General features: G+C 63.2%; 13 protein-coding genes and 1 riboswitch. Of the genes, 5 read left to right on the forward strand and 8 right to left on the reverse strand.

All coding sequences use genetic code 11. The annotated features are described in order from the left end of the window. Positions 1 to 2: 2 nt before the first annotated feature. The 6 genes from ACVW1B_RS30965 to ACVW1B_RS30990 form a co-directional block, all read right to left on the reverse strand. Positions 3 to 1,502, reverse strand: a complete 1,500-nt coding sequence (locus tag ACVW1B_RS30965; protein ID WP_253606576.1) for a cytochrome b family protein — start codon at positions 1,500 to 1,502, stop codon at positions 3 to 5. Between the two features lie 2 nt (positions 1,503 to 1,504). Further along, positions 1,505 to 3,604, reverse strand: coding sequence for a TonB-dependent receptor (locus ACVW1B_RS30970; protein ID WP_456822708.1), 2,100 nt, complete (start codon positions 3,602 to 3,604; stop codon positions 1,505 to 1,507). A 284-nt stretch (positions 3,605 to 3,888) separates the two neighbouring features. Then, positions 3,889 to 4,083, reverse strand: a riboswitch (cobalamin riboswitch). A 228-nt stretch (positions 4,084 to 4,311) separates the two neighbouring features. Beyond that, positions 4,312 to 5,241 (reverse strand): CobW family GTP-binding protein, encoded by a 930-nt coding sequence (locus ACVW1B_RS30975; protein ID WP_253606572.1) that lies wholly within the window; start codon positions 5,239 to 5,241, stop codon positions 4,312 to 4,314. A gap of 1 nt (position 5,242) precedes the next feature. Beyond that, on the reverse strand, positions 5,243 to 6,733 hold the full coding sequence (locus ACVW1B_RS30980; protein ID WP_253606570.1) for an amidohydrolase family protein: 1,491 nt from the start codon (positions 6,731 to 6,733) through the stop codon (positions 5,243 to 5,245). Positions 6,734 to 6,886: 153 nt separating this feature from the next. Next, entirely contained in the window at positions 6,887 to 7,279 is a 393-nt protein-coding gene (locus ACVW1B_RS30985) for a hypothetical protein (protein ID WP_225646584.1), read from the reverse strand. A gap of 152 nt (positions 7,280 to 7,431) precedes the next feature. Then, positions 7,432 to 9,288 carry an ABC transporter ATP-binding protein/permease gene (locus tag ACVW1B_RS30990; RefSeq protein ID WP_253606568.1) on the reverse strand — a complete coding sequence of 619 codons (1,857 nt, stop codon included), beginning with the start codon at positions 9,286 to 9,288 and terminating at the stop codon, positions 7,432 to 7,434. A gap of 194 nt (positions 9,289 to 9,482) precedes the next feature. Here ACVW1B_RS30990 and rpmE point away from each other — a divergent pair, with 194 nt between their 5' ends. After that, a complete protein-coding gene (rpmE, locus tag ACVW1B_RS30995) occupies positions 9,483 to 9,710 on the forward strand; it encodes a 50S ribosomal protein L31 (protein WP_016845230.1) in 228 nt (75 codons plus the stop codon). A gap of 264 nt (positions 9,711 to 9,974) precedes the next feature. On the opposite strand, the gene ACVW1B_RS31000 is transcribed toward rpmE, so the two are convergent. Next, positions 9,975 to 11,414 (reverse strand): DUF1254 domain-containing protein, encoded by a 1,440-nt coding sequence (locus ACVW1B_RS31000; protein WP_253606566.1) that lies wholly within the window; start codon positions 11,412 to 11,414, stop codon positions 9,975 to 9,977. 410 nt (positions 11,415 to 11,824) lie between these two features. Here ACVW1B_RS31000 and ACVW1B_RS31005 point away from each other — a divergent pair, with 410 nt between their 5' ends. Continuing rightward, positions 11,825 to 12,853, forward strand: a complete 1,029-nt coding sequence (locus tag ACVW1B_RS31005) for a hypothetical protein (RefSeq protein ID WP_253606564.1) — start codon at positions 11,825 to 11,827, stop codon at positions 12,851 to 12,853. Between the two features lie 109 nt (positions 12,854 to 12,962). Here the strand turns inward: ACVW1B_RS31005 and ACVW1B_RS31010 are convergent, their stop codons facing one another. Beyond that, positions 12,963 to 14,402, reverse strand: a complete 1,440-nt coding sequence (locus tag ACVW1B_RS31010) for an IS1182 family transposase (protein WP_253607763.1) — start codon at positions 14,400 to 14,402, stop codon at positions 12,963 to 12,965. Between the two features lie 233 nt (positions 14,403 to 14,635). Here ACVW1B_RS31010 and ACVW1B_RS31015 point away from each other — a divergent pair, with 233 nt between their 5' ends. The 3 genes from ACVW1B_RS31015 (at position 14,636) to ACVW1B_RS31025 (ending at position 20,581) form a co-directional block, all read left to right on the forward strand. Beyond that, a complete protein-coding gene (locus ACVW1B_RS31015; RefSeq protein ID WP_253606561.1) occupies positions 14,636 to 15,376 on the forward strand; it encodes a phosphotransferase enzyme family protein in 741 nt (246 codons plus the stop codon). Between the two features lie 828 nt (positions 15,377 to 16,204). Further along, the gene (locus ACVW1B_RS31020) at positions 16,205 to 17,644 is read left to right on the forward strand and encodes an IS1182 family transposase (protein WP_253607763.1); all 1,440 of its coding nucleotides are present in this window, start codon (positions 16,205 to 16,207) and stop codon (positions 17,642 to 17,644) included. A gap of 348 nt (positions 17,645 to 17,992) precedes the next feature. Next, positions 17,993 to 20,581, forward strand: a complete 2,589-nt coding sequence (locus tag ACVW1B_RS31025) for an MASE1 domain-containing protein (RefSeq protein ID WP_253606559.1) — start codon at positions 17,993 to 17,995, stop codon at positions 20,579 to 20,581. Positions 20,582 to 20,587 lie beyond the last annotated feature (6 nt).

The following is a 20,587-nucleotide window of genomic DNA, read 5'->3' on the forward strand; positions in this document are numbered from 1 at the left end:
GCTTACGGGGGTGTGCGCACGAGGCTCGCCGACACGCGCCTGCCTCGTACCTTCCGCCGCCGCAACCGGCGCCAGCCGATCACGATCCCGCTGATCGAGATAATCGTACCAGCCGCCGACAGCAGCCACACCACGACGTCGCGCGCCGGCCAGATGCGCAGCAGCAGCGGGAAATCGAGGCTGTGCAGCGCGTTGAACAGCCAGCGGTAGGACCGGCGGCTGTCGTCGCTGCGGTCGAGGATCTCGCCGGTGACGGGGGAGATGTGCAGCCAGGTGTGGGCGGGATCGTCGAAGCCGATCCGCAATACGGGAAGCTCGCGCGTCTGGTGCAGCGTGTACCAGTAGGCGTCGGGTTCATCGAGCTGCCGCGCTGATGTCATCGCAGCGCCGGGCATTGCGTGTCTGGCGGCAGCGATGATCTCGTCGCGCGAGAGGGTCATCCGCGCACCGGTCACAGGATCGGCGATGCTGCGGCCGCCGTTACCGTCGTCGAGCAACATTAACCGGTGTCCGCCGATCCAGACGAAGCGGGCCTCCACCGCCGGCATCGATGGCGACGACTGGAAGCCGGCGACGATGTCGGGCGTCTCATGGCCGCTGTAGCCGATTGTAATCTCGCGGGTGATGCCGCGTGCCGAGAACGCGCCGCCGGGATTGAGCGACAGCCAGCCGCTGAACATCCAGGTCAAGACGCAGATGCCGCCGATCAGGCCGGCGATGTGATGCCAGGCCATCCAGCCGCGATAGGGCGAGACGGCGCCATCAGCGTAGCGGCGCATCAGCCGCAGGCGGAGGACGCCGATCCAGAAGCCGGTGATCGCGACGACAAGACAGACACCCGAGATCCACAGCACCACATCCCGCCACAGCGGGCCGTCCTTGCGCAACACGGTCGGATAGATCCAGTGCGGGATCGAGCCGAGCCAATTCCAGATCCGCTCGCAACGCGTGGTGTCGAGCGCGATCTCGCCGCTGCGCGAGGAAACGTAGAATTCGGTGCCATCGGCGTCCCCGAGGTCGATCAGATGGAGCGGCCGCAACGGATCGAAGCGCGCGGTCACCGACCATTGGTCGCGCGTGATCGTTTCGATCAAGCGAGGCCGCACGGCATGCGGATGATGAGCGGCAATGGCCAGCGCCTGGTCCGGCGTGATCCGGTCGATCACGCTGCCGTCGGTCGCCGAAATCGTGATCGCCCCTGCCTTCCAGCCGGTCACCCGATAGACGGGCGTGTCGTCCATCATCGAAAGCCGCAAATCACGCGGATAACGCTCGACACCTGCGATCGCCATCGCGCGATCGGGTGCGAGCTGCACCTTGCTCCAGGGAATGACAGGAAGCGCGGCGAGGCGCTCGCTGTCGGTAAGGCGCGGAAAGGCCACGTACATCATGACAAGGCCGGAGATGAACCACATCGCGAACAGGAGACACGTCGCAATGCCGATCCAGCGATGGACGATATAGAGCCACCGCCGCCCGCGCCGGATCAGAGCGTTGCGCATGGTCAGAACTTCACGCTGACGGACAATTCGACGGTACGCGGCATGCCGAGCAGCCACTGCCCGGTGCCGTTCGAGGTCACCGCGTAGGCCTTGTCGAACAGATTGTAGAGGCGGAACGCGACCGTGGTGCGGTCATCCGGCTTCCACCTGACGCCGCCATTGACCACGTTGTAGCCTGGCCGCAGCTGGGTGTTGGCAAGATCGGAGTACATCGCACCGACGATCTGCACGCCGCCATAGGCCGACCAGTTGGGCGCGAAGTCCCAGGTCAGCCAGACGTTCGAGACCTGCTGCGGCACGTTGACCGGGACATTGCCGTTGAAGCTGACGATCTTGCCGCCGGCCACCTGGCTGTTGTTGTCGTATCTGGCGCGCAGCAGTGCAAGATTGGCGTCGACGCGCCAGCCGTCGCTCAGTGCGAGCCCGATCGATCCTTCGACCCCGCGGGATGATTGCTGGCCGATCTGCAATGCCAGGCCGCCGGTGGGATTGCCGGGATCGGGAATCGTGAGCCCGGTCTTGACGATCTCGTAGGCAGCCAGCGTCCACTCGCCGCGGCCGCCCCAGAACGACTGCTTGACCCCGATCTCGGTCTGCTTGCCGGTCGCAAGCTGGAACGTCTTCTGCGTGGTCGACAGTGAGATCAGATTACTGACCGGATCGACGCCGACCGCGTACTGGCCATAGAACGCGAGGTTCTTGATCGGCTCGTAAACGAGCCCCGCGCGCCAGCTGGTGCCCGATAGCGCCGTCTCGAAACTGTTCGCCGGCGTCTTGTAGTCGGTGCGATCCACCTCGGGACGGTCATACCTGACACCGGTCACCAGCGACAACTGATCGGTCAGCAAGAGACGATCCTCGGCGAACAGCGCGTATTGATTGACGATCGCATTGAAGCCCGGCGTGGTCGCCGTCGTCGTCGCGAAGAACGATCCCGGATCGAACACGTAAGGATTGACCGACGACGCGCCGCCATAGGGCGAGTTGTTGGTGTGGGTGAAGTCGATCCGGTTGACGTCGAAGCCAGCGACGACCTGGTTCGCAAGGCCGAACACGTGACCGCTGAAGGTCGCATCCATCCGGTTGCCGAGCTGCTTCTGGTCGTGGAAGATCTCGATGTAGCTCGCGCGATCGATCAGCCGGGTCTTCGGATTCCAGGTATAGTTTTCGATGTCGCGCCAGTGCCGCTCGCTGGTCAGGTAATACAGCGTGTTGTTGACCTTGATGCCGTCGGCGACGTCCCACTCGGTCTTGAACTGGGTCCAGCTGTCCTGATAGCGGATCGCGCTGTCCAATGCGTTGTAGTTCTTGAAGCGCAGCGCATCCTGGATCGAACCGTTGATCAGCGGCGTGCCGAAATAGCGCGACGGGCTGCGGTCGCCGTAGTCCTCCGACAGCGTGAAGGCCAGATTGTCCGACGCCTGCACCCGCACGGCAGCGGAGACCACCGCGTTCGAGGTCTTGTCGCGATCGACCCAGCCGTCCGACATGTTGCCGGTGGCGTTGATGCGGTACGACACATTGGGATTGATCGGACCGGTGCTGTCCACCGAGAGCCGCCGGGTCATGTTGCTGTCGAGCGAAACTTCGGCCTCGTTGTAGGGCGTATTGAGCGGTTTCTTCGGGATCACGTTGATGACGCCGCCGATCGCGCCTTCGCCGTACAGCACCGAGGCCGGGCCGCGCAGCACTTCGATGCGCTGCGTCGACCAGGTGTCGTAGGGGAACGTCAGCGTGCCGGAGCCGATATAGAAGCGCGTGCCGTCATACAGCGTCATCACCGAGTTGCTGCCGGCAAAGCCGCGGGTGCTGAACGACAGGCCGCCATTGCCGGGTGCCGGCGTTGCGATGAAGCCAGCCGCGTCCTGGGTGACGGCATCGAGCACATTATGCTGGCCGCGTTCAGCGATGGTCTGCGCCGTGATGATCTCGACGCTGGCCGGCGTCTGCAGCGGCGTCAGATTGAGACGACTGCCGGTGCCGCCCTGCGTGGTGGCATTGAGCGTCGGCGATGCCGATCCCGGTACGCCCGACGCTGCGACGCGCGGCGCGTTGCCGGTTGTTGCGATCGTCGCGGGCCTCGGCCGCGCCGCGGCGGCCACGGCACGGCTTCGCGCCGCGGGCTTCGGCCTTGCCACAGCGGAAGGCGCGACCTCAATCGGATCGAGCCTGGTTGGTGGAGGCGTTTGTGCCGAGCCTTCGGCCGGCAACAGCAGCGATGACAGGGAGCAGAGAAGACCGAGGCGCCATTTGCGCGCAACGGGAGAGGACGGAGACATGAAAAGGACTCGCGGTAACGTGGCACGTCACCGCGAACGCGGACTGGCGCATTGCCCAAAAGGCAGTGCTCCGATCCCACCAGGACGCCCCCGCCCGATGTGCTCGCGTGTGACCACGACTGACGGCAGGTCTCCTGGCTCACGGGTCATCGCCTGTCGACGCCTTCCCGGGCCGATGGCCCAGTGGCAATTTGACGAAAGGCTCGCCGTTTACAGTTGCGGGGACAGCTGCGGCATTGGGGTTACCCTCGCACCGCATTCCCTTTTGATCCCCGAAGGGAACCGTCGGCAAAAACGATAGGTGCTGGCTGCAGGGCTGTCAATTCGATGCGATTGTCGCACACATGCTTTGCGAGATGCTGCTGCGGCGATGACACAGCGACGTCGAGGGCTGACGCCGAAAGGCAACCCGTCATCCTGAGGAGCGCGGCACGCGCGTCTCGAAGGATGCACGGCCCGGCTGGTGGCCGATTCATCCTTCGAGACGCTGCTTCGCGGCTCCTCAAGATGACGGGAAACGTAGGTTCGCGTCACTGAGCCTCGACACATCCCTGCATCACCTCATCAATCTCCGCGCGCGACAGCGCACCCATCTCGGCGATGAACACGATGCGCGTGCGCGGCACGCCGGGCGACGGCACGCCGCCCGCAGCCAGGGTCGCGCGGCCGCCGGCGAGTTGAAGCACGGTCAGCCGCCCGGGCTGCTCCACCGTCTCGAACAATCCCTTCGCCCGCGCCAGCTTCGGCGCCAGTCTGCCGATCGCCTGCTGCAAGCGCGGCAGCACGACGGGCCGCTCCGAGGTCCAGCTCAGCGTCTCGAAGCGATCGGACGCCGGCCGTCGCGGCGCGGTCTCGCGCGGAGCCGGCACATGATCGAGGTCCGTCGGGAACAGCAGCGCGGCCGGCACCTCGCCATGCAAGGCATCAACCACCACGGCCGCCGGACGCGCCGCGCGCACGGCGTCGCGGATCGCGGCGCACGCAGCGGCGTCAGTCAGATCGACCTTGCTCAGCGCCACCACATCCGCCGCCCGGAGCTGCGAGCGCAGCAGCGCATCGTTCAGCATCGCCGCAGGTTGCGTCGCGTCGACCACGCACAGCACCGTCTCCAGCGGCGCCTCCTTCCAGATCACGGGATCCATCAGGTTGCGCACGATGTCGGCGGGATCGGCGATCCCGCTGGTCTCGATCACGATGAATTCGGGACGCGGATCACGCCGCAGCAAGGTTGCGAGCGTGCGCAGCAGGTCGCCCTCCAGTGTGCAGCAGATGCAGCCATTGCTCAGGCTGACCACGCCGTCGCCGGCGCCGGCGATCAGCTCGGCGTCGATATTGATCGCACCGAAATCGTTGACCACGGCGGCGATGCGCCGCCCTTGCGCATGCGCCAGCAGATGGTTGACGACGGTGGTCTTGCCCGCCCCGAGAAAGCCCGCGACCAGCAGGATCGGGACCGGCACATTAGCCTCCGGTGACGGGCCGGCGCACCGGCCGGCCGGGACGCGCCGCGACATCGAGCACACCATCGCTGATCAGCGGCTGGCCGCTGACCACGAGATGCCGCACGCCCTCCGCCGGACGATTCATCGCGGAGAAGGTCGCGCGATCGCTCAACGTCTCGTAGTCGAACACCACGACATCGGCGTCGGCGCCGACCTGCAGCCGGCCCTTGGCCCGCATCGCCGGCGTGCTCGCCGACAGGATCTCGGCCGGGATCAGCGCGCATTTGCGGATGCCCTCGAGCAGCGACACCTTCTTGCGCTCGCGCACCCATTCGCGGATGAAGCGGGTGAAGCAGCCCGCCGAGCGCGGATGCGAGGTGGCATCGTCCGGCAGCGGCCAGGCGTCGCCGCTGTAGGGACGGCCGTCCGACAGCGTCCACGGCATCGCGTCGGAGGCGATTGCGCCGCCCGGATACAGCACCGCCATGTCGAGCAGATCGCGATGATGCGCGTTGTTCTCGATGTCGAGCACATGCCACAGTACCAAGGTCGAGGGCTCTTCGGCCTGTGCCGCCAGCAGCTCCTCGCGACTGCCGAAACGGTGACCGTCGGTCACGCGCTGCACCGAATCATAACCGAGGCCGTTGCGCTCCTCGAATTTCGGATCGCTGAAGAAGGTCGCCGCCAGCACGGTCGAGCCGGTGCCGTAGGGATAGGCCTCCACCGTGATCGGCAGGCCCTGCGCCTGCGCTTTCGCGATCAGCCCAACACAGCGTTCGATATCGGTCTTGCTCGACGAGTTGAAGTGGCAGATGTGCATATGCGCGCCGGTGGCGCCCGCGTAGCCGATCAGGCGGATATAGGCCTCGGCCGCGCTCTCGGGATCGATCCGCGACATGTAGGCGACGTGGGTAAAGGTCGGCACCGCATGATCCGCCGCGAGCTGGCACACCGCGGTCAATTCCTGCACGCCGGCGCCCGGCGCATAGGCGTTGAGAATGCCGATGCCGATGCCGCCCTCGTTCAGTCCGTTGGCGAGGCGCTCCAGGATGCCGCCGACCTCGCCTTCGGTCGCGACGTTTTCGATCCAGCGGCGATCGCGCATCGCGGCACCAAACGATTCCAGCGAGCTCTCCGAATTCGAGCCGGTCATCGCACCGATGCGCGCGAAGGCCCAGTTGGCGGCGGCGCCGTAGTTCAGCACCCTGCCCTTCTCGGCCTGGCGCTTGTACCAGGACGCGACCGGCAACACGCCGGCCTCGAGGTCGAGCGAGGTCGTCACCCCGTCGAACGCCTGCATGCGGTCGGCTGGAATGGTCTGGCCATGCGCGTGCAGGTCGATGAAGCCCGGCGCCACCACGAGCCCGGTCGCGTCGATCTGCCGTTCGGAACCGCCGAGGCCGGTGCCGACCGCGGCGATCTTGCCGTCGACGACGGCGACATCGCCGATCGCGTCCATCCCGCTGGCCGGATCCACCACCCGGCCGCCGCTGATCACCAAGCCACCCATCTCGCCACTCCCCGCATTCCGAAACCGACCGGTCTCCTGTCGAGCACAGAGAAGCGCATCGCACTGATCGCAGCAAGCCGGCCAGGGTTGTGGCGACATGCTGTGACGGAATATCCGCCGCGCCGTGATGGCGATTGCAGAGTGAGGCCCTTCCTACGTTCCGGTTGCACGCCGCGACGGCAGCCCGCGCCAGAGATCGGCGCCGGGCTTCACGCGGCTCGCCACGAGTTTCGGCGGCGTGCGGTCCCTGGCTATCGCCGCTTCGACCGCACGCTTGAGCCTGACATTGTCGATCTGCGCCAGGAACCGCCGGATGACGGCATCCTGATCCGCGCCCTGACCGGAGATCGCCGCGCACAGCTCCGCGGTCGTCCTGCGGAAGAAGTGGAAGGCGTCATCGGCCGCGCCGCCCAGCCGGTCGACCTCGCCGGCCACACCGAGCGCGTGCATCCGATCGTCGTCGTCGAGCGTCACTGCGAAGCGCAGCACGGCAAGCTGCCAGGCACGGAGCAGCTTGCTCTCCGGTTCGGTCGCATTCTCGCGCATCAGTCGAACACCCCGCGCGCCTGACTTCCTTCGGCTGTCGAGGGAGGTAGGGCGCGGCGCGAATATCCTTGCGCGGGAATAGGTTTTCGAGGGGAGCGCGCGCCCGATTGCATAGGAATCGCATAGGCGGAGCGCGCCGAGGCCCAATTCGCTCAGATCCCCTCGAACTGCAGCCGGGCCAGCCGGGCGTAGAGTCCGCCCGCGGCGACCAGTTCGGCGTGGGTGCCCTGCTCGACGATCCTGCCCTGGTCCATCACCAGGATGCGGTCGCAGGACAGAACGGTCGCCAGCCGATGCGCGATCACCAGCGTGGTGCGGTGGCGCATCAACTCCTCCAGCGCGGTCTGCACCAGCGTCTCGCTCTCGGCGTCGAGCGCCGAGGTCGCCTCGTCGAGCAGCAGCAGCGGCGCATCGCGCAGGATCGCGCGCGCGATCGCGATGCGCTGGCGCTGGCCGCCTGACAGCGTCACGCCACGCTCGCCAAGCTGGGCGTCGAAGCCTTCGGGCAGGCGGCGCAGGAATTCGCTGGCATGGGCGAGATCGGCGGCACGCTCGACCTCGGCGTCGCTCGCATCGGGCCGGCCGAACCGGATGTTCTCGCGGGCGCTGGCGGCGAACACCACGGAATCCTGCGGCACCAGCGCGATGCGCGCGCGCACCTCGGCCGGATCGACCTGCCGGATCGGCACGCCGTCGAGCGAGATGGTGCCCGATTTCGGATCGTAGAAGCGCAGCAGCAGATGGAACAGCGTGCTCTTGCCGGCGCCGGACGGGCCGACGATCGCGACCTTCTCACCTGACCGGACCGAGAGCGACACTTCATCGACCGCAAGCGCGTTGGGCCGGGTCGGATAGGCGAAGCTGACATTGTCGAAGCCGACATCGCCGCGCGCCGGCTGCGGCAGCGCGCGCGGCGACGCGGGCGCCGCGATCTGCGGCCTGACGCGCAAGATCTCGAACAGCCGCTCGGCGGCGCCCGATGCGGCCGAGACCTCGCCCCAGACCTCGCTGAGCTGGCCGAGGCCGCTCGCGGCGAACGCCGTATAGAGAATGAACTGGCCGAGCCGGCCCGGACTGATGGTTCCGACCAGCACATCGTGCGAGCCGACCCAGAGGATCACGACGACGCTGGCGAACACGATGAAGATGACGATCAGCGTCAGCACCGCGCGCGCCTTGGTCGAGCTGCGCGCGGCTTGATAGGCCTGCTCGACCTCGCCGGCAAAGCGCGTCCTGGCGAGCCGTTCGCCGGTATAGGCCTGCACGGTGCGGATCGCATTGACCAGCTCGGAGGCATAGGCACTGGCATCGGCCAGCGTATCCTGGGCGGTGCGCGACAGCCGTCGCACCCAGCGGCCGAACGCCACCAGCGGAATCACGATGATCGGGATCGCGAGCAGCACGAAGCCGGACAGCCGCGGGCTGGTGATCACCATCATCGCGGCGGCGCCGAAGAACAGCATCAGATTGCGCAGCGCGATCGACACCGACGCGCCGACCGCGGACTTGATCTGCGTGGTGTCGGCGGTGAGCCGCGACACCAATTCGCCTGATCGTGCGGAATCGAAGAACGAGGGCGACAGCGAGATCAGATGCGCGAACACGTCGCGCCGGAGATCGGCGACGATGCGTTCGCCGATCGTCATCACGAGGTAATAGCGCGAGGCGCTGGCGCAGGCGAGCACCGCGACGACCGCGATCATCACGCTGAAATAGCTGTTGATCATCGCGATGCCTTCGGGCGTGAAGCCCATGTCGATCATCCGCCGCACCGCGACCGGCACGATCAGCGTGGTGATCGCGGCGATCGTCAGCGAGATCAGCGCGAGGATCGCCCGGCCCTTGTAGCGCGCCACATAGGGCGCGAGCGCAAGCAACGGCCGCAACCGGGCACGGCTCTTCGCCGGCTCCGTGATCTGGCTCTCGATGAAGGCTTCCTCATCGAGCAACGCGTCGCGCGGGGGCTGCGGGGCGCCGCGCGGGGTCTCAAGCTGTTCGGCTACGCTCATCAATCTAGACCGGTTCTATCGCCCCCCACATAGGCCCGCCGACCCCCGGCTGGCAAATCCGGTAAAGTCCCAATCCGGTGATGGGCTTAGGCCCTTTCTTGGCTTGTTTTGGCGGGCTCCATGGGTTATAGACCCGCGCAAATCCCGTATTCCAGACATCTTGAGACGGGCGCCGGCGCGCCGAAGGAACTGTCATGAAAGCCGATATTCATCCGAATTATCATACGATTAAGGTCGTCATGACCGACGGCACCGAGTACCTGACCCGCTCGACCTGGGGCAAGGAAGGCGACACGCTGAACCTCGACATCGACCCCAAGTCGCACCCGGCCTGGACCGGCGGCACCCAGCAGCTGATGGATCGCGGCGGCCGCGTCTCGCGCTTCCAGAAGAAATTTTCGGGCTTTCTCAAGAAGGACTAAAGTCCGCTTCGGGATCGCCCCGGCGACCACACGCAAAACGCCCCCGTCTCGGGGGCGTTTTTGTTTATTGCGGTCCGCTGCGGATTGGCGGGCCGAACAGGCACTATGGGTCCCGGCCTTCGCCGAGACGACGGCGAGTTTGCGGCACGGCCAGTGAGTCACACATCCGCGCTCTCGCGACATGATCTGTCCGAGCTTTGCTGACGCACGCAGCTTCCCGCCGACCGGAGTCATTTCGTGCGCAAGGCAATCGCCTATTCGTGGCTATGGGCCAACCTTGACCACTTGCGGCACTTTCCAGCTTCCGTCGATGATCGAAGGGGCAGTGTCCTTGGGCCAGTACATTCGCAGCATCAGGACAAAATCGCCCTTGGGCGCCGGCAGCCAGTTCGACTCCTTGTCAGTACCCGGCGACTCGTTCTGGAAGTAGAGGGTCAGCGAGCCGTCCGGATTGAACTTCGGATTGTCGCGCATGCTGACGGTGAACCTGTTCAGCGGATTGGGAACGAACCACCAGCCCTGATCGATCATGTACATGGTGAACGACCAGAAGCCGTTGACGGGTGGTGTCGCATCTTTTGCAAACGTCAATGTGTATTTGTTTGCACCGCTCAGCTTCTGTCCTGTCGAGTCCTTCTCGGTATTCGGATAGACCGCATCACGCTCCTGATTTGCGGGCCAACCGAAGGCCGCCACCACTGCGCGCTTCATGTAATCCGAGGGACCGTAGGTGCCGAGACCCTTCGTGATCGACCAGCCGTCGACGATCCCACCCAGGTTGTCCTTGTTGGCCTCGATTTTTTTCAGAGCGATATTGGGGATGTCTTTCAGCGCTTCCTGTACTGCCGGATCGAGCTTGCCCATCTCGAACGGCTTGCCGGGCACGATGCCGATCTTCGCCATGCTTGCGAGCATCGGTGCATCTGCCGCGGCGGCAGGTGCCGTGGAAGCCATGAGCTTGGCCATCAGATTGAAGTACCCCTGCGTTCCCATGGCGAGAATGACCGTCTGCGGCTTGTCGGTCATGCTGAAGCCCGGATTGGGATTCACCGGGGGCGCGACCGGTGTGTATGGCTTGCCCCACGACGAAAGCGGCGTGATCTTGTATTGCGCCTGCAGCGCGTTGACGGTCTTGTAGTCAGCCTCGGTGCCGTCTGCATAGGTGCGACCGAGAATGACCATGTTGCGCGTCGCCATCGGGAAATGCTTCATATCCGCCGGCACCTCGCCCTTCCAGCCCGGGCCGGTGAAGAGGTAGTTGGCGGCCTTGCCGCCGGCCGTCCGCTTGCTCGGCGAGTGCTCGGAATCCGACATCCACAGATCGGTGATCTCAAAGAGATAGAAGCGATCGCCCATATCCGGATGACTGAATACCTGCGGCTCGGTTAGGTCGAGCCAGGCAACGGAATACAGCGTATCGGCATTGGGCGCGGAAATACCACGATAGTCCGCAGGCGGATAGCGAGGAACGTTGACGAACTGACCGGTGGGACTTGTGAAGCCCTCGACCTTGGGCACGTTGCTCATCTGCACGCGGGTTACTTCCGTCGTAATCAACGAATAACCGTAGACGTAAGCATCGACGGCGATTTGCTGGGCTTGCGTGGGCGATACGGATTGGGCGTTTGCCGGTGCGGTCGCTGTGAGGCACGTCGATATGGCGAGGGTAACGGCGAGAAGAGAACGTCGATTGATCACGTTCATGAATTCCACCTCTTTGCTTTTTGTCCGATGCGATGGTCGGCGCCGGTAATCGGCTCCGCTGAGCAGCCGAAGCAAATTCATCCAACATCGCGCAGATGAAAGCCGATTGATTCAGATCAACGACGTCCGATTTGGGTCAAAGGCGAATATCGGCAAGTTCGAATTGCTTTGGGCCATGAGCGGAGCTTGATTGGCCTTCCGCGTTCTCCGGAAAACGGAGTAGGCTACGCCTGATGCCGTCCGTGTCCGATTGTTGTGGAGGGACTGGCCATGAAACTTCGCCGCCGAAATTTTCTGCATCCCGCCGCGGCGGCCGGCCAGATTGTGCTCCCGCCGCCGCAGAAGCAGGCTCTCATTTCCGCGCGCAAAATTTCGCGTCGACGGACCGAACCAGGACAGGAGAACCAGACATGGCCGCCTTTCAAGAGGTTTTCCGCCGCTCCGGCATCGACGAGCGCCGCAGCCCGCCGGGCATGGTGGTGCCGTTCGGGGGCTCCAATATCGTGGCGCTGATCGACCCCGGAAGAAAGCTCAAAGTCGATCCTAACCCCCATGCGCTCGGGATCAGGGAGATCGATGGCGCCGACACCCTTAGACGCGTCATGCAAGCCAGAGACACCCTCTCCGAACCCGATGTCGATCCGCAGCTCAGGGCGGCGTCACTTCCCGCCACCTTCAATGGCGATGCACGGTTTTTCGAAATCAGTGGCCGGATCAAGCCGATTGGCTTTCCCGGCCTCGAGGTGGTGGCTCGGTCGGCCGGCCGGAAGATCGAAGCCAAGCTCCATGTCGCCGTGCTGCCAGAAATCAAGATCAAGGTGGCGTTCCGCAATGTCATGGTTCCAGGGAGCGGCGGCGCTCCGGCGTTTCACGCCAAGAAGCCTTGCAACGAGCAAGATGAATTGCTGACGATGAACAATATATGGAGGCCGCAGGCCAACATCCGTTTCGAGCGAGTGCCAAGCGACTGGCTGGTCATCGACGACTCGCAGGCTGCCGTCAAACAGGAGCTCGCCAGTGCCACTGGCATGAAGGATGCGAGCTTGGCGACTTTTCCCGATGTGATCGAGGTCGAAAAATTGAAGAGCTTCTTCGTCAAACACAAAGTTCAGGGCGCCCATCTAACCATTTTCTGCGTCGATAAGCTTTTGTCCAATGGCTCCTTCCCCAATGGCTCATTTGCTCGATCGTTGGACCTTGCCTTCATCTGCTCGCAACGCGGGCCTAACACGTCGGCCCATGAAGCCGGGCATTTTCTCGGCTACTACTCGAAGAGCGCGAGCAAACCTTGGGACAGCCAAGGCCACACGCTGGAGACCGATCCGAAAACCGGAAAAGAAAACAGGGCGGAAGACATCAAGATGCTGATGCGGGGCGGAGGCGCCGGGTGGAAAATTCCGTTCAATCTCGTCAAGGAGTTCCGCGACTTTCCCGGCTAGCATCCGACGATCAGACAGAAGCTGGAAATGAATCCAGGCGTTGAATGTCGCCTTTGGGTCTTGGTCGTGTAAAAACGCCAGTCCCGAGGCAGTCGGGACTGGATTGGTGTCATGCCGCGATCGCAGCCATCAGCGGCTTGATCCCGACGATGTTCATGACCCGTGTCAGATTGTAGGCCAGGACGGAGAGCGCCATTTCGGCCGCCACTTTCGGAAGCGTTTTGGTGAGGAAGTGTGTCGCTCCCATGCGGGCCTTCATGGTGCCGAACGGATGCTCGACAGTTTCGCGGCGCTGACGCATGGCGTGCGGGCTTGCATCAAGGCGCTGCTGCACAGCCTCGAGCAGATGCTCATGCTCCCATCGCGTAATCCGCCGTTCTGACCCAGGCGTGCATTGGGTCTTGAGCGAACAGCTTTGACAGGCCGTGGTCCAGTAGCGCCGCAGCACCTTGCTGTCTTCTTCATTCGTATAGCGATATGATAGCCGCTCCCCGGCCGGGCAGCGATAGACGTCCTCCTCTGGCAAATAGGCAAAGTCCTGTTTACCGAAGCGTCCGTCTGCCTTAGCGCCGGACGTTAGCGGTTTGGGCAGAGTTACCGTGATGCCCGCTTCGTGGCACGCAAGGATCTCTGGGCTGTTGAAGTAGCCGCGATCGGCTACAGCTTCGAGCGTCTCAGTCTTCAGAACAGCCTTCGCCCGCTTGGCCATATTGGCAAGTTGTGCCCGATCCGAGCCGCTGTTCGTCACCTCGTGCGTCACAATCAGATGGTGTTCGGTGTCTACGGCGACCTGTACGTTGTAGCCGACAACACCAGAGCCGCGCCCGCTCGTCGCCATCGAGCGGCTGTCGGGGTCGGTCAGGGAGATTTGCTGGTCGGGTGACGCAAGCATCTGCTTCTCGTAGACGGCAAGCTTGCCCATTTCCTCCTTCAGTTTCGTCAGCTTCTCGGTAAGCCTCGTCACCTTCGTGGCCAGGGCCTCGGTCGGCTCCTGGCGGTCGGCCGTGTCAAGTTGGCTCAGATAGCGCGCGACGCTCTCCTCCAACTGAGCACGCCGTCGCTCCATCTTCGCGCGCGTGAAGTTCCTGTCCCGGTTGTTCACGGCCTTGAACTTGCTGCCATCGATGGCGACGCTCGCCGTCGCCAGCAGACCCATCTCTCGGCAGAGTTCGACGAAGCGCGCACATACCCTGCGCAGCGCCAGGCCGTTGTCCTTGCGGAAGTCCGCAATCGTCTTGTGATCGGGAGCGAGCCGACCCAGCAGCCACATCACCTCGACGTTGCGCCCGGCCTCTCGTTCCAGCCGCCGGCTCGACTGTACCCGGTTCAGATAACCGTAAATGTAAAGCTTCAGGAGCACCGAGGGATGGTACGACGGCCGACCGGTGGCCGCCGGCTCCACACCCTCAAAGCCCATCTCAGCCAAACCGAGCGCATCGACAAATACGTCGATCACGCGAACAGGGTTGCTCTCGTCAATGAAGTCATCGAGGCATTCGGGCAACAGCGACCGCTGTCCACGATCCGCCTCTTCAACGAAGCGCCTCATCGATTCCCCCAAAGAATCACAGGAGAATCATAACAGCAGCCCAGCGTTTTCACACAGCCAGGGTCAATAGCCGCCTTGTTACTCCATCACTTCGACGCTGGCGTGACCTGCGACCACTTTCCCGAATGAACATCCGCTTCGGGTCAAACGGAGACATCATGCCGCGCCGTGTTTGGGCCAGGTGACGTCCGCTTAATGTCTTTTGCCGGCCAACGCGATGAGGAATGCCTTTGATGTCGTCAGCGGGATGGGAGGCACTCCGGCAGTGGGGTGAAGGCGTAACTCGCATCGAACCGCTCACTGGCGGAGTCGCGAACGACGTGTGGAGCGTGCGCGTCCAGGGGCACCACGCGGTCGGTCGTCTCGGTACGAGGAGCGACGCTGATCTCGCTTGGGAGACCGCGCTCCTCCAATACCTCGATCGTGAGGGTCTGACCGTGCCGGTGCCGATCCCGACGATAGACGGCCGTTTGTTCGCGGACGGTCTGGTGGTGATGACGTATGTGGAGGGCGAACCGCCCGAGACTGAGGCCGACTGGCGTCGCGCAGCCGACACGCTCCGCCGGCTGCATCGGTTGACGGCGCGCTGGCCGCAGCGTCCGGGCTGGCGATCGTCGACCGACCTCCTGCACGCCGAAACCGGGACGAAGATCGACCTCGCCGCGATGCCGCCTGAGGGCGTTGCCCGATGCCGGGCCGCGTGGGCGCGGCTCGTCGGACGTCAGACCTGCGTCGTCCACGGCGACCCCAACCCGCGCAACATCCGCGTGACCGCAGATCGGGTCGCGCTGATCGACTGGGACGAGTCGCATGTCGACGTCCCCGATCTTGACCTGGTGCTGCCCCACAACGCCGCCGGTCTCGACGGCGCCGCGCACGACATCGCCGCGCAAGCGTCGGCTGCGTGGGAGGCCGCCGTCTGCTGGGACGACGCGTACGCAATCAAGCGGCTTGCCGACATTCGAGCGGTCTAGCGCGGACGCTTCGGTCGCTTGAGTTCGGCGACCTTAAACTTCCCCGCGGCCTGCAGGCTGCTGCAAAGCCACCAGGCCCTGTTTCGGTACTCGCCCAGGAACCATTTGGTCTCGACGCAATCGACGTAGGATTTGTAGGTGAGGTTGTCTCGGCACGTCGACGAGAACGGTCCGTATGTTGGTCCGCCCCCTGACTCGCTACACCCGACCCAAGGATCCTTGCCATGCGGGAGGCTCGATTCGCAGCCACCGTTGCAATTGCTGGCGACTTTCTCCAGCGCGGCAATCCTGCCCAGCACTGAATCTGGCGACGGCGCTCGAGCGGTTGACGATGACGTTTGCGTGGTTCTCGATCTCCGGTGAGGTGCCCCCGTGGTCACCACCTGTGTCGGACGATTTGGCCTTGCCACCGGCTTCGGCGCCTCGACCGTGATGGAAGGAAGCGGCTTGGCTGGGTCTGTTTGCGACGCTGCCGGGCCGCACAGCCAGACAGTTGACAACACGGCGACGGCTGAAGGCGCGACAAGGCTCGACGGCAATCTCATGACATAGCCCTCCCAAATCCGGGACGGAAATGCCGTCCCGACGAGGGCACGGTACCATACAGCCCGAGTTTGGCTACCTAGGGTTGAAGATAAATCTCCCAGTGTCTCACGATCGACGTCGACATGGCGGCGAGAGAACGCCGACCGCTCACACCGTTCCGGCGTCTGCTCCCGGCCCAAAGCTGAGCTCGAACGGCTCTTGCCGATATTCGCCTTTTGACCCTGGCTGTGTGAAAACGCTGGGCTGCTGTTATGATTCTCCTGTGATTCTTTGGGGGAATCGATGAGGCGCTTCGTTGAAGAGGCGGATCGTGGACAGCGGTCGCTGTTGCCCGAATGCCTCGATGACTTCATTGACGAGAGCAACCCTGTTCGCGTGATCGACGTATTTGTCGATGCGCTCGGTTTGGCTGAGATGGGCTTTGAGGGTGTGGAGCCGGCGGCCACCGGTCGGCCGTCGTACCATCCCTCGGTGCTCCTGAAGCTTTACATTTACGGTTATCTGAACCGGGTACAGTCGAGCCGGCGGCTGGAACGAGAGGCCGGGCGCAACGTCGAGGTGATGTGGCTGCTGGGTCGGCTCGCTCCCGATCACAAGACGATTGCGGACTTCCGCAAGGACAACGGCCTGGCGCTGCGCAGGGTATGTGCGCGCTTCGTCGAACTCTGCCGAGAGATGGGTCTGCTGGCGACGGCGAGCGTCGCCATCGATGGCAGCAAGTTCAAGGCCGTGAACAACCGGGACAGGAACTTCACGCGCGCGAAGATGGAGCGACGGCGTGCTCAGTTGGAGGAGAGCGTCGCGCGCTATCTGAGCCAACTTGACACGGCCGACCGCCAGGAGCCGACCGAGGCCCTGGCCACGAAGGTGACGAGGCTTACCGAGAAGCTGACGAAACTGAAGGAGGAAATGGGCAAGCTTGCCGTCTACGAGAAGCAGATGCTTGCGTCACCCGACCAGCAAATCTCCCTGACCGACCCCGACAGCCGCTCGATGGCGACGAGCGGGCGCGGCTCTGGTGTTGTCGGCTACAACGTACAGGTCGCCGTAGACACCGAACACCATCTGATTGTGACGCACGAGGTGACGAACAGCGGCTCGGATCGGGCACAACTTGCCAATATGGCCAAGCGGGCGAAGGCTGTTCTGAAGACTGAGACGCTCGAAGCTGTAGCCGATCGCGGCTACTTCAACAGCCCAGAGATCCTTGCGTGCCACGAAGCGGGCATCACGGTAACTCTGCCCAAACCGCTAACGTCCGGCGCTAAGGCAGACGGACGCTTCGGTAAACAGGACTTTGCCTATTTGCCAGAGGAGGACGTCTATCGCTGCCCGGCCGGGGAGCGGCTATCATATCGCTATACGAATGAAGAAGACAGCAAGGTGCTGCGGCGCTACTGGACCACGGCCTGTCAAAGCTGTTCGCTCAAGACCCAATGCACGCCTGGGTCAGAACGGCGGATTACGCGATGGGAGCATGAGCATCTGCTCGAGGCTGTGCAGCAGCGCCTTGATGCAAGCCCGCACGCCATGCGTCAGCGCCGCGAAACTGTCGAGCATCCGTTCGGCACCATGAAGGCCCGCATGGGAGCGACACACTTCCTCACCAAAACGCTTCCGAAAGTGGCGGCCGAAATGGCGCTCTCCGTCCTGGCCTACAATCTGACACGGGTCATGAACATCGTCGGGATCAAGCCGCTGATGGCTGCGATCGCGGCATGACACCAATCCAGTCCCGACTGCCTCGGGACTGGCGTTTTTACACGACCAAGACCCGAAGCGGTTACTTAAGCGACACCGACACGCGGTGGCATCGGATCGATTTTGCAGGCCCACGCCGTTAGGTCAGCGGTTCTGCCCCATGGTCTCTTGTTCAGAAGTTGCTGGCGCCCCCTACTCTCGATCCAGCGGCCATGCTTTGGTCAAAACTGCGTTGAGTGTTTGGCAGGGTCATCGACTTGGAGAAAATACGATCCCCCTCCTTCGGGTGACATGGGACAGGGTGCCAGGTCGTTCCCTACCGCATTCTTGAGGTGCCCACCGCAAAGGCTTGTGATGGAACGGGCAAGGTTGGATAAGGCCGGGATTTTCGCTTTTGGCGATGCTCGGAGCGCTGTGACCTACTCGGTCGAAGTTTTTATCGTCACCGCGATCTACGGGAGCCTTGCGGCCTCCGCACATTTCCTTCCCGCTATCAATCCGACCGCGACACCGCTGTGGCCGCCAACCGGGGTTGCGCTCGCGCTGATGCTGCTGCGTGGCTACCGGATCTGGCCCGCGATCCTGCTGGGCGCCGTCGCGCCTTACCTGATGACCGACCGATCGCTCCTGGAGCTTGTCGCCGCCGGGATCGGCACCCTCCTTGCTGCACTGGCCGGGACATGGCTGATCGGACGCTGGTCGAACGGTTGCCAGACGTTTGCCACACCATCCGGTGTCGCAAAGTTTGCAGGCATCTCCTTTGCGCCGACCGCGATGATCAGTTCATTCACCGCCCTGGCCGGATCCATCTTCGTCAACGAACCGAGCTTTCCCGATTCCGTCGCCGCCGGGCTGACCTGGTGGCTTGCCGACGCAGCCGCGACCCTGGTGATTGCTCCGGTCATCGTGCTCTGGGCGATGATGCCCTTACGGATTTCCTCCAGGTGGGATCTGTTGGAATCGATCGCAGTTATCGCCCTCGCTGGTCTCATTGGGATCGTGGCCTATAGCCCGCTCATCGGCAGTGACCTCGTCAGCGACGATCTCAACGTTGCGTTGCCGCATCGCAGCCTGCTGGGCTTTCTGGCTTTGCTCCCGTTGATCTGGGCTGGCCTGCGCGGCAATCGATGCACCGCGGCTACGGCTGCGCTCATTTTCACCGGAATGGCAGTCTGGGGGTTCGCGTTCGGTAATGATCCGTTTCCGAAAACGGATCCGAACGGAGCATTGTTGTCACTGCTCGTGCTTTCGATCAGCGTATCGGCGCCCTCTCTTGCCCTGGCAGCGGCAATTGCCACGCGTCAGACCACGGAAGCCCATCTGCTTTCCGTGCAGGACCAGTTGAACGGTCAACTTGAACGGAACGCCTTGGCGCTCGACAGCATCAGACGGCACTTCCAGACCCTCATCGAAGGCGTCGTCGACTATGCGATTTTTGCGCTTGATCGAGAAGGACACGTTACGAGTTGGAATAGCACCGCTCAAAAGATCATCGGCTACACCTCGGAAGAAATCATCGGCAAGCATTTTGGAATATTCTATCGGCCGGATGAACGCCGCGCGGGTTCGCCGACACACGCGCTGGAGACGGCAATCGAAAGAGGCAAGTACGACGTAGAGGGTTGGCGCATCAGAAAGAATGGTACGCCGTTCTTCATCACGGGCTCGGTCTCGTCGAGCCATGATGACTCAGGAAATCTGATCGGCTTCATCAGTATTCTGCGGGACGCAACCGAGCGACGCGACGCGGAGGAGAAGCTGGTTCAGGCACGCGAACAGCTCGCGATGTCGCAGAAAATGGAGGCAATCGGCAAGCTGACCGGCGGGATTGCACACGACTTCAACAATCTATTGATGATCATCGGAGGGAGTGCCCAGATCTTCACACGCCTGCTTGATCCAAAACTGCCCAAGGCAATTGAAGCCATACAGACCGCGGCCAAACGCGGCGAAAGCCTCACACGCCAATTGTTGACATTCTCTCGTCATCAGCATCTCAGCCCGACGGTCGTCGATCTGAATGCGTCCATCAAGAACATGCGGACCATGATCGAGAGCTCGCTGCGCGGAAACATCGTGTACAATGAGAACGTCGGCGAGGGTGTAGCGTCGGTCAAGGTGGACCTCGCCGAGCTGGAACTTGCGATCGTCAACATCGCCGTTAATGCGCGCGATGCAATGCCAAGCGGCGGCACGTTCACCTTATCCGTGCATGCGGTGACCGCGAACCAGGAAACCGGCGGCGATCGCCGCGCAAAGGCTTTCTTTGCGATCGCGCTTGGCGATAGCGGCACCGGCATTCCGCCAAACCTGCTGTCCAAGATGTTCGATCCGTTCTTCACGACCAAGGAGGTCGGCAAGGGTACCGGGCTCGGCTTGTCGCAAGTCTATGGTTTCGCGCATCAGGCCGGCGGAACGGTGACGGCGGACAGCAAGGTTGGACAGGGAACGACGATTACAATCTACCTGCCGTCCTGCGCGGACGAGCAAATCACCAGCAAAGAGCTAGCCGCTGCCAGAACAAGAGCAAGGCAGCCGCAGCGGCAGACGGTTCTCGTTGTCGACGACAGCCCCGAAGTGGCGGATGTGACTTCCTCGCTGTTCGAACATCTGGGCTATGACACGATATATCGAGATTCGGCCGAAGCGGCGCTGAAATTGCTCGAAGCCGGTACAAAGATCGATCTCGTCTTCAGCGATATCGTCATGCCCGGGACCATCGATGGCGTCGGGCTCGCGAGAGAAGTCAGGTCGCGATACCCCGGTTTGCCGATAGCCCTTACAACCGGCTACAGCGATGCCGCAAAAGCGGCTCCGCCAAGTCTAAAAATACTCCGCAAGCCATTCGATACCGACGCACTGAGAGATTTTATCCACGATCTTGCGCCGCCGCGACCAACGCGATCATCCGGCACACCCATGACTTCAAGCACGACCGAAGCCGTGCGCAGAAATTGACCGGTC

It is taken from the genome of Bradyrhizobium sp. USDA 4502, assembly GCF_054063355.1.

What these genes read in the sequence shown, in the direction of transcription:
- ACVW1B_RS30985 (WP_225646584.1), bottom strand. Translation starts at nt 7,279, where the DNA reads ATGCGCGAGAATGCGACCGAACCGGAGAGCAAGCTGCTCCGTGCCTGG.
- ACVW1B_RS31020 (WP_253607763.1), top strand. Translation starts at nt 16,205, where the DNA reads ATGAGGCGCTTCGTTGAAGAGGCGGATCGTGGACAGCGGTCGCTGTTG.
- ACVW1B_RS30965 (WP_253606576.1), bottom strand. Translation starts at nt 1,502, where the DNA reads ATGCGCAACGCTCTGATCCGGCGCGGGCGGCGGTGGCTCTATATCGTC.
- ACVW1B_RS30990 (WP_253606568.1), bottom strand. Translation starts at nt 9,288, where the DNA reads ATGAGCGTAGCCGAACAGCTTGAGACCCCGCGCGGCGCCCCGCAGCCC.
- ACVW1B_RS31005 (WP_253606564.1), top strand. Translation starts at nt 11,825, where the DNA reads ATGGCCGCCTTTCAAGAGGTTTTCCGCCGCTCCGGCATCGACGAGCGC.
- ACVW1B_RS31015 (WP_253606561.1), top strand. Translation starts at nt 14,636, where the DNA reads ATGTCGTCAGCGGGATGGGAGGCACTCCGGCAGTGGGGTGAAGGCGTA.
- rpmE (WP_016845230.1), top strand. Translation starts at nt 9,483, where the DNA reads ATGAAAGCCGATATTCATCCGAATTATCATACGATTAAGGTCGTCATG.
- ACVW1B_RS31000 (WP_253606566.1), bottom strand. Translation starts at nt 11,414, where the DNA reads ATGAACGTGATCAATCGACGTTCTCTTCTCGCCGTTACCCTCGCCATA.
- ACVW1B_RS31010 (WP_253607763.1), bottom strand. Translation starts at nt 14,402, where the DNA reads ATGAGGCGCTTCGTTGAAGAGGCGGATCGTGGACAGCGGTCGCTGTTG.
- ACVW1B_RS30980 (WP_253606570.1), bottom strand. Translation starts at nt 6,733, where the DNA reads ATGGGTGGCTTGGTGATCAGCGGCGGCCGGGTGGTGGATCCGGCCAGC.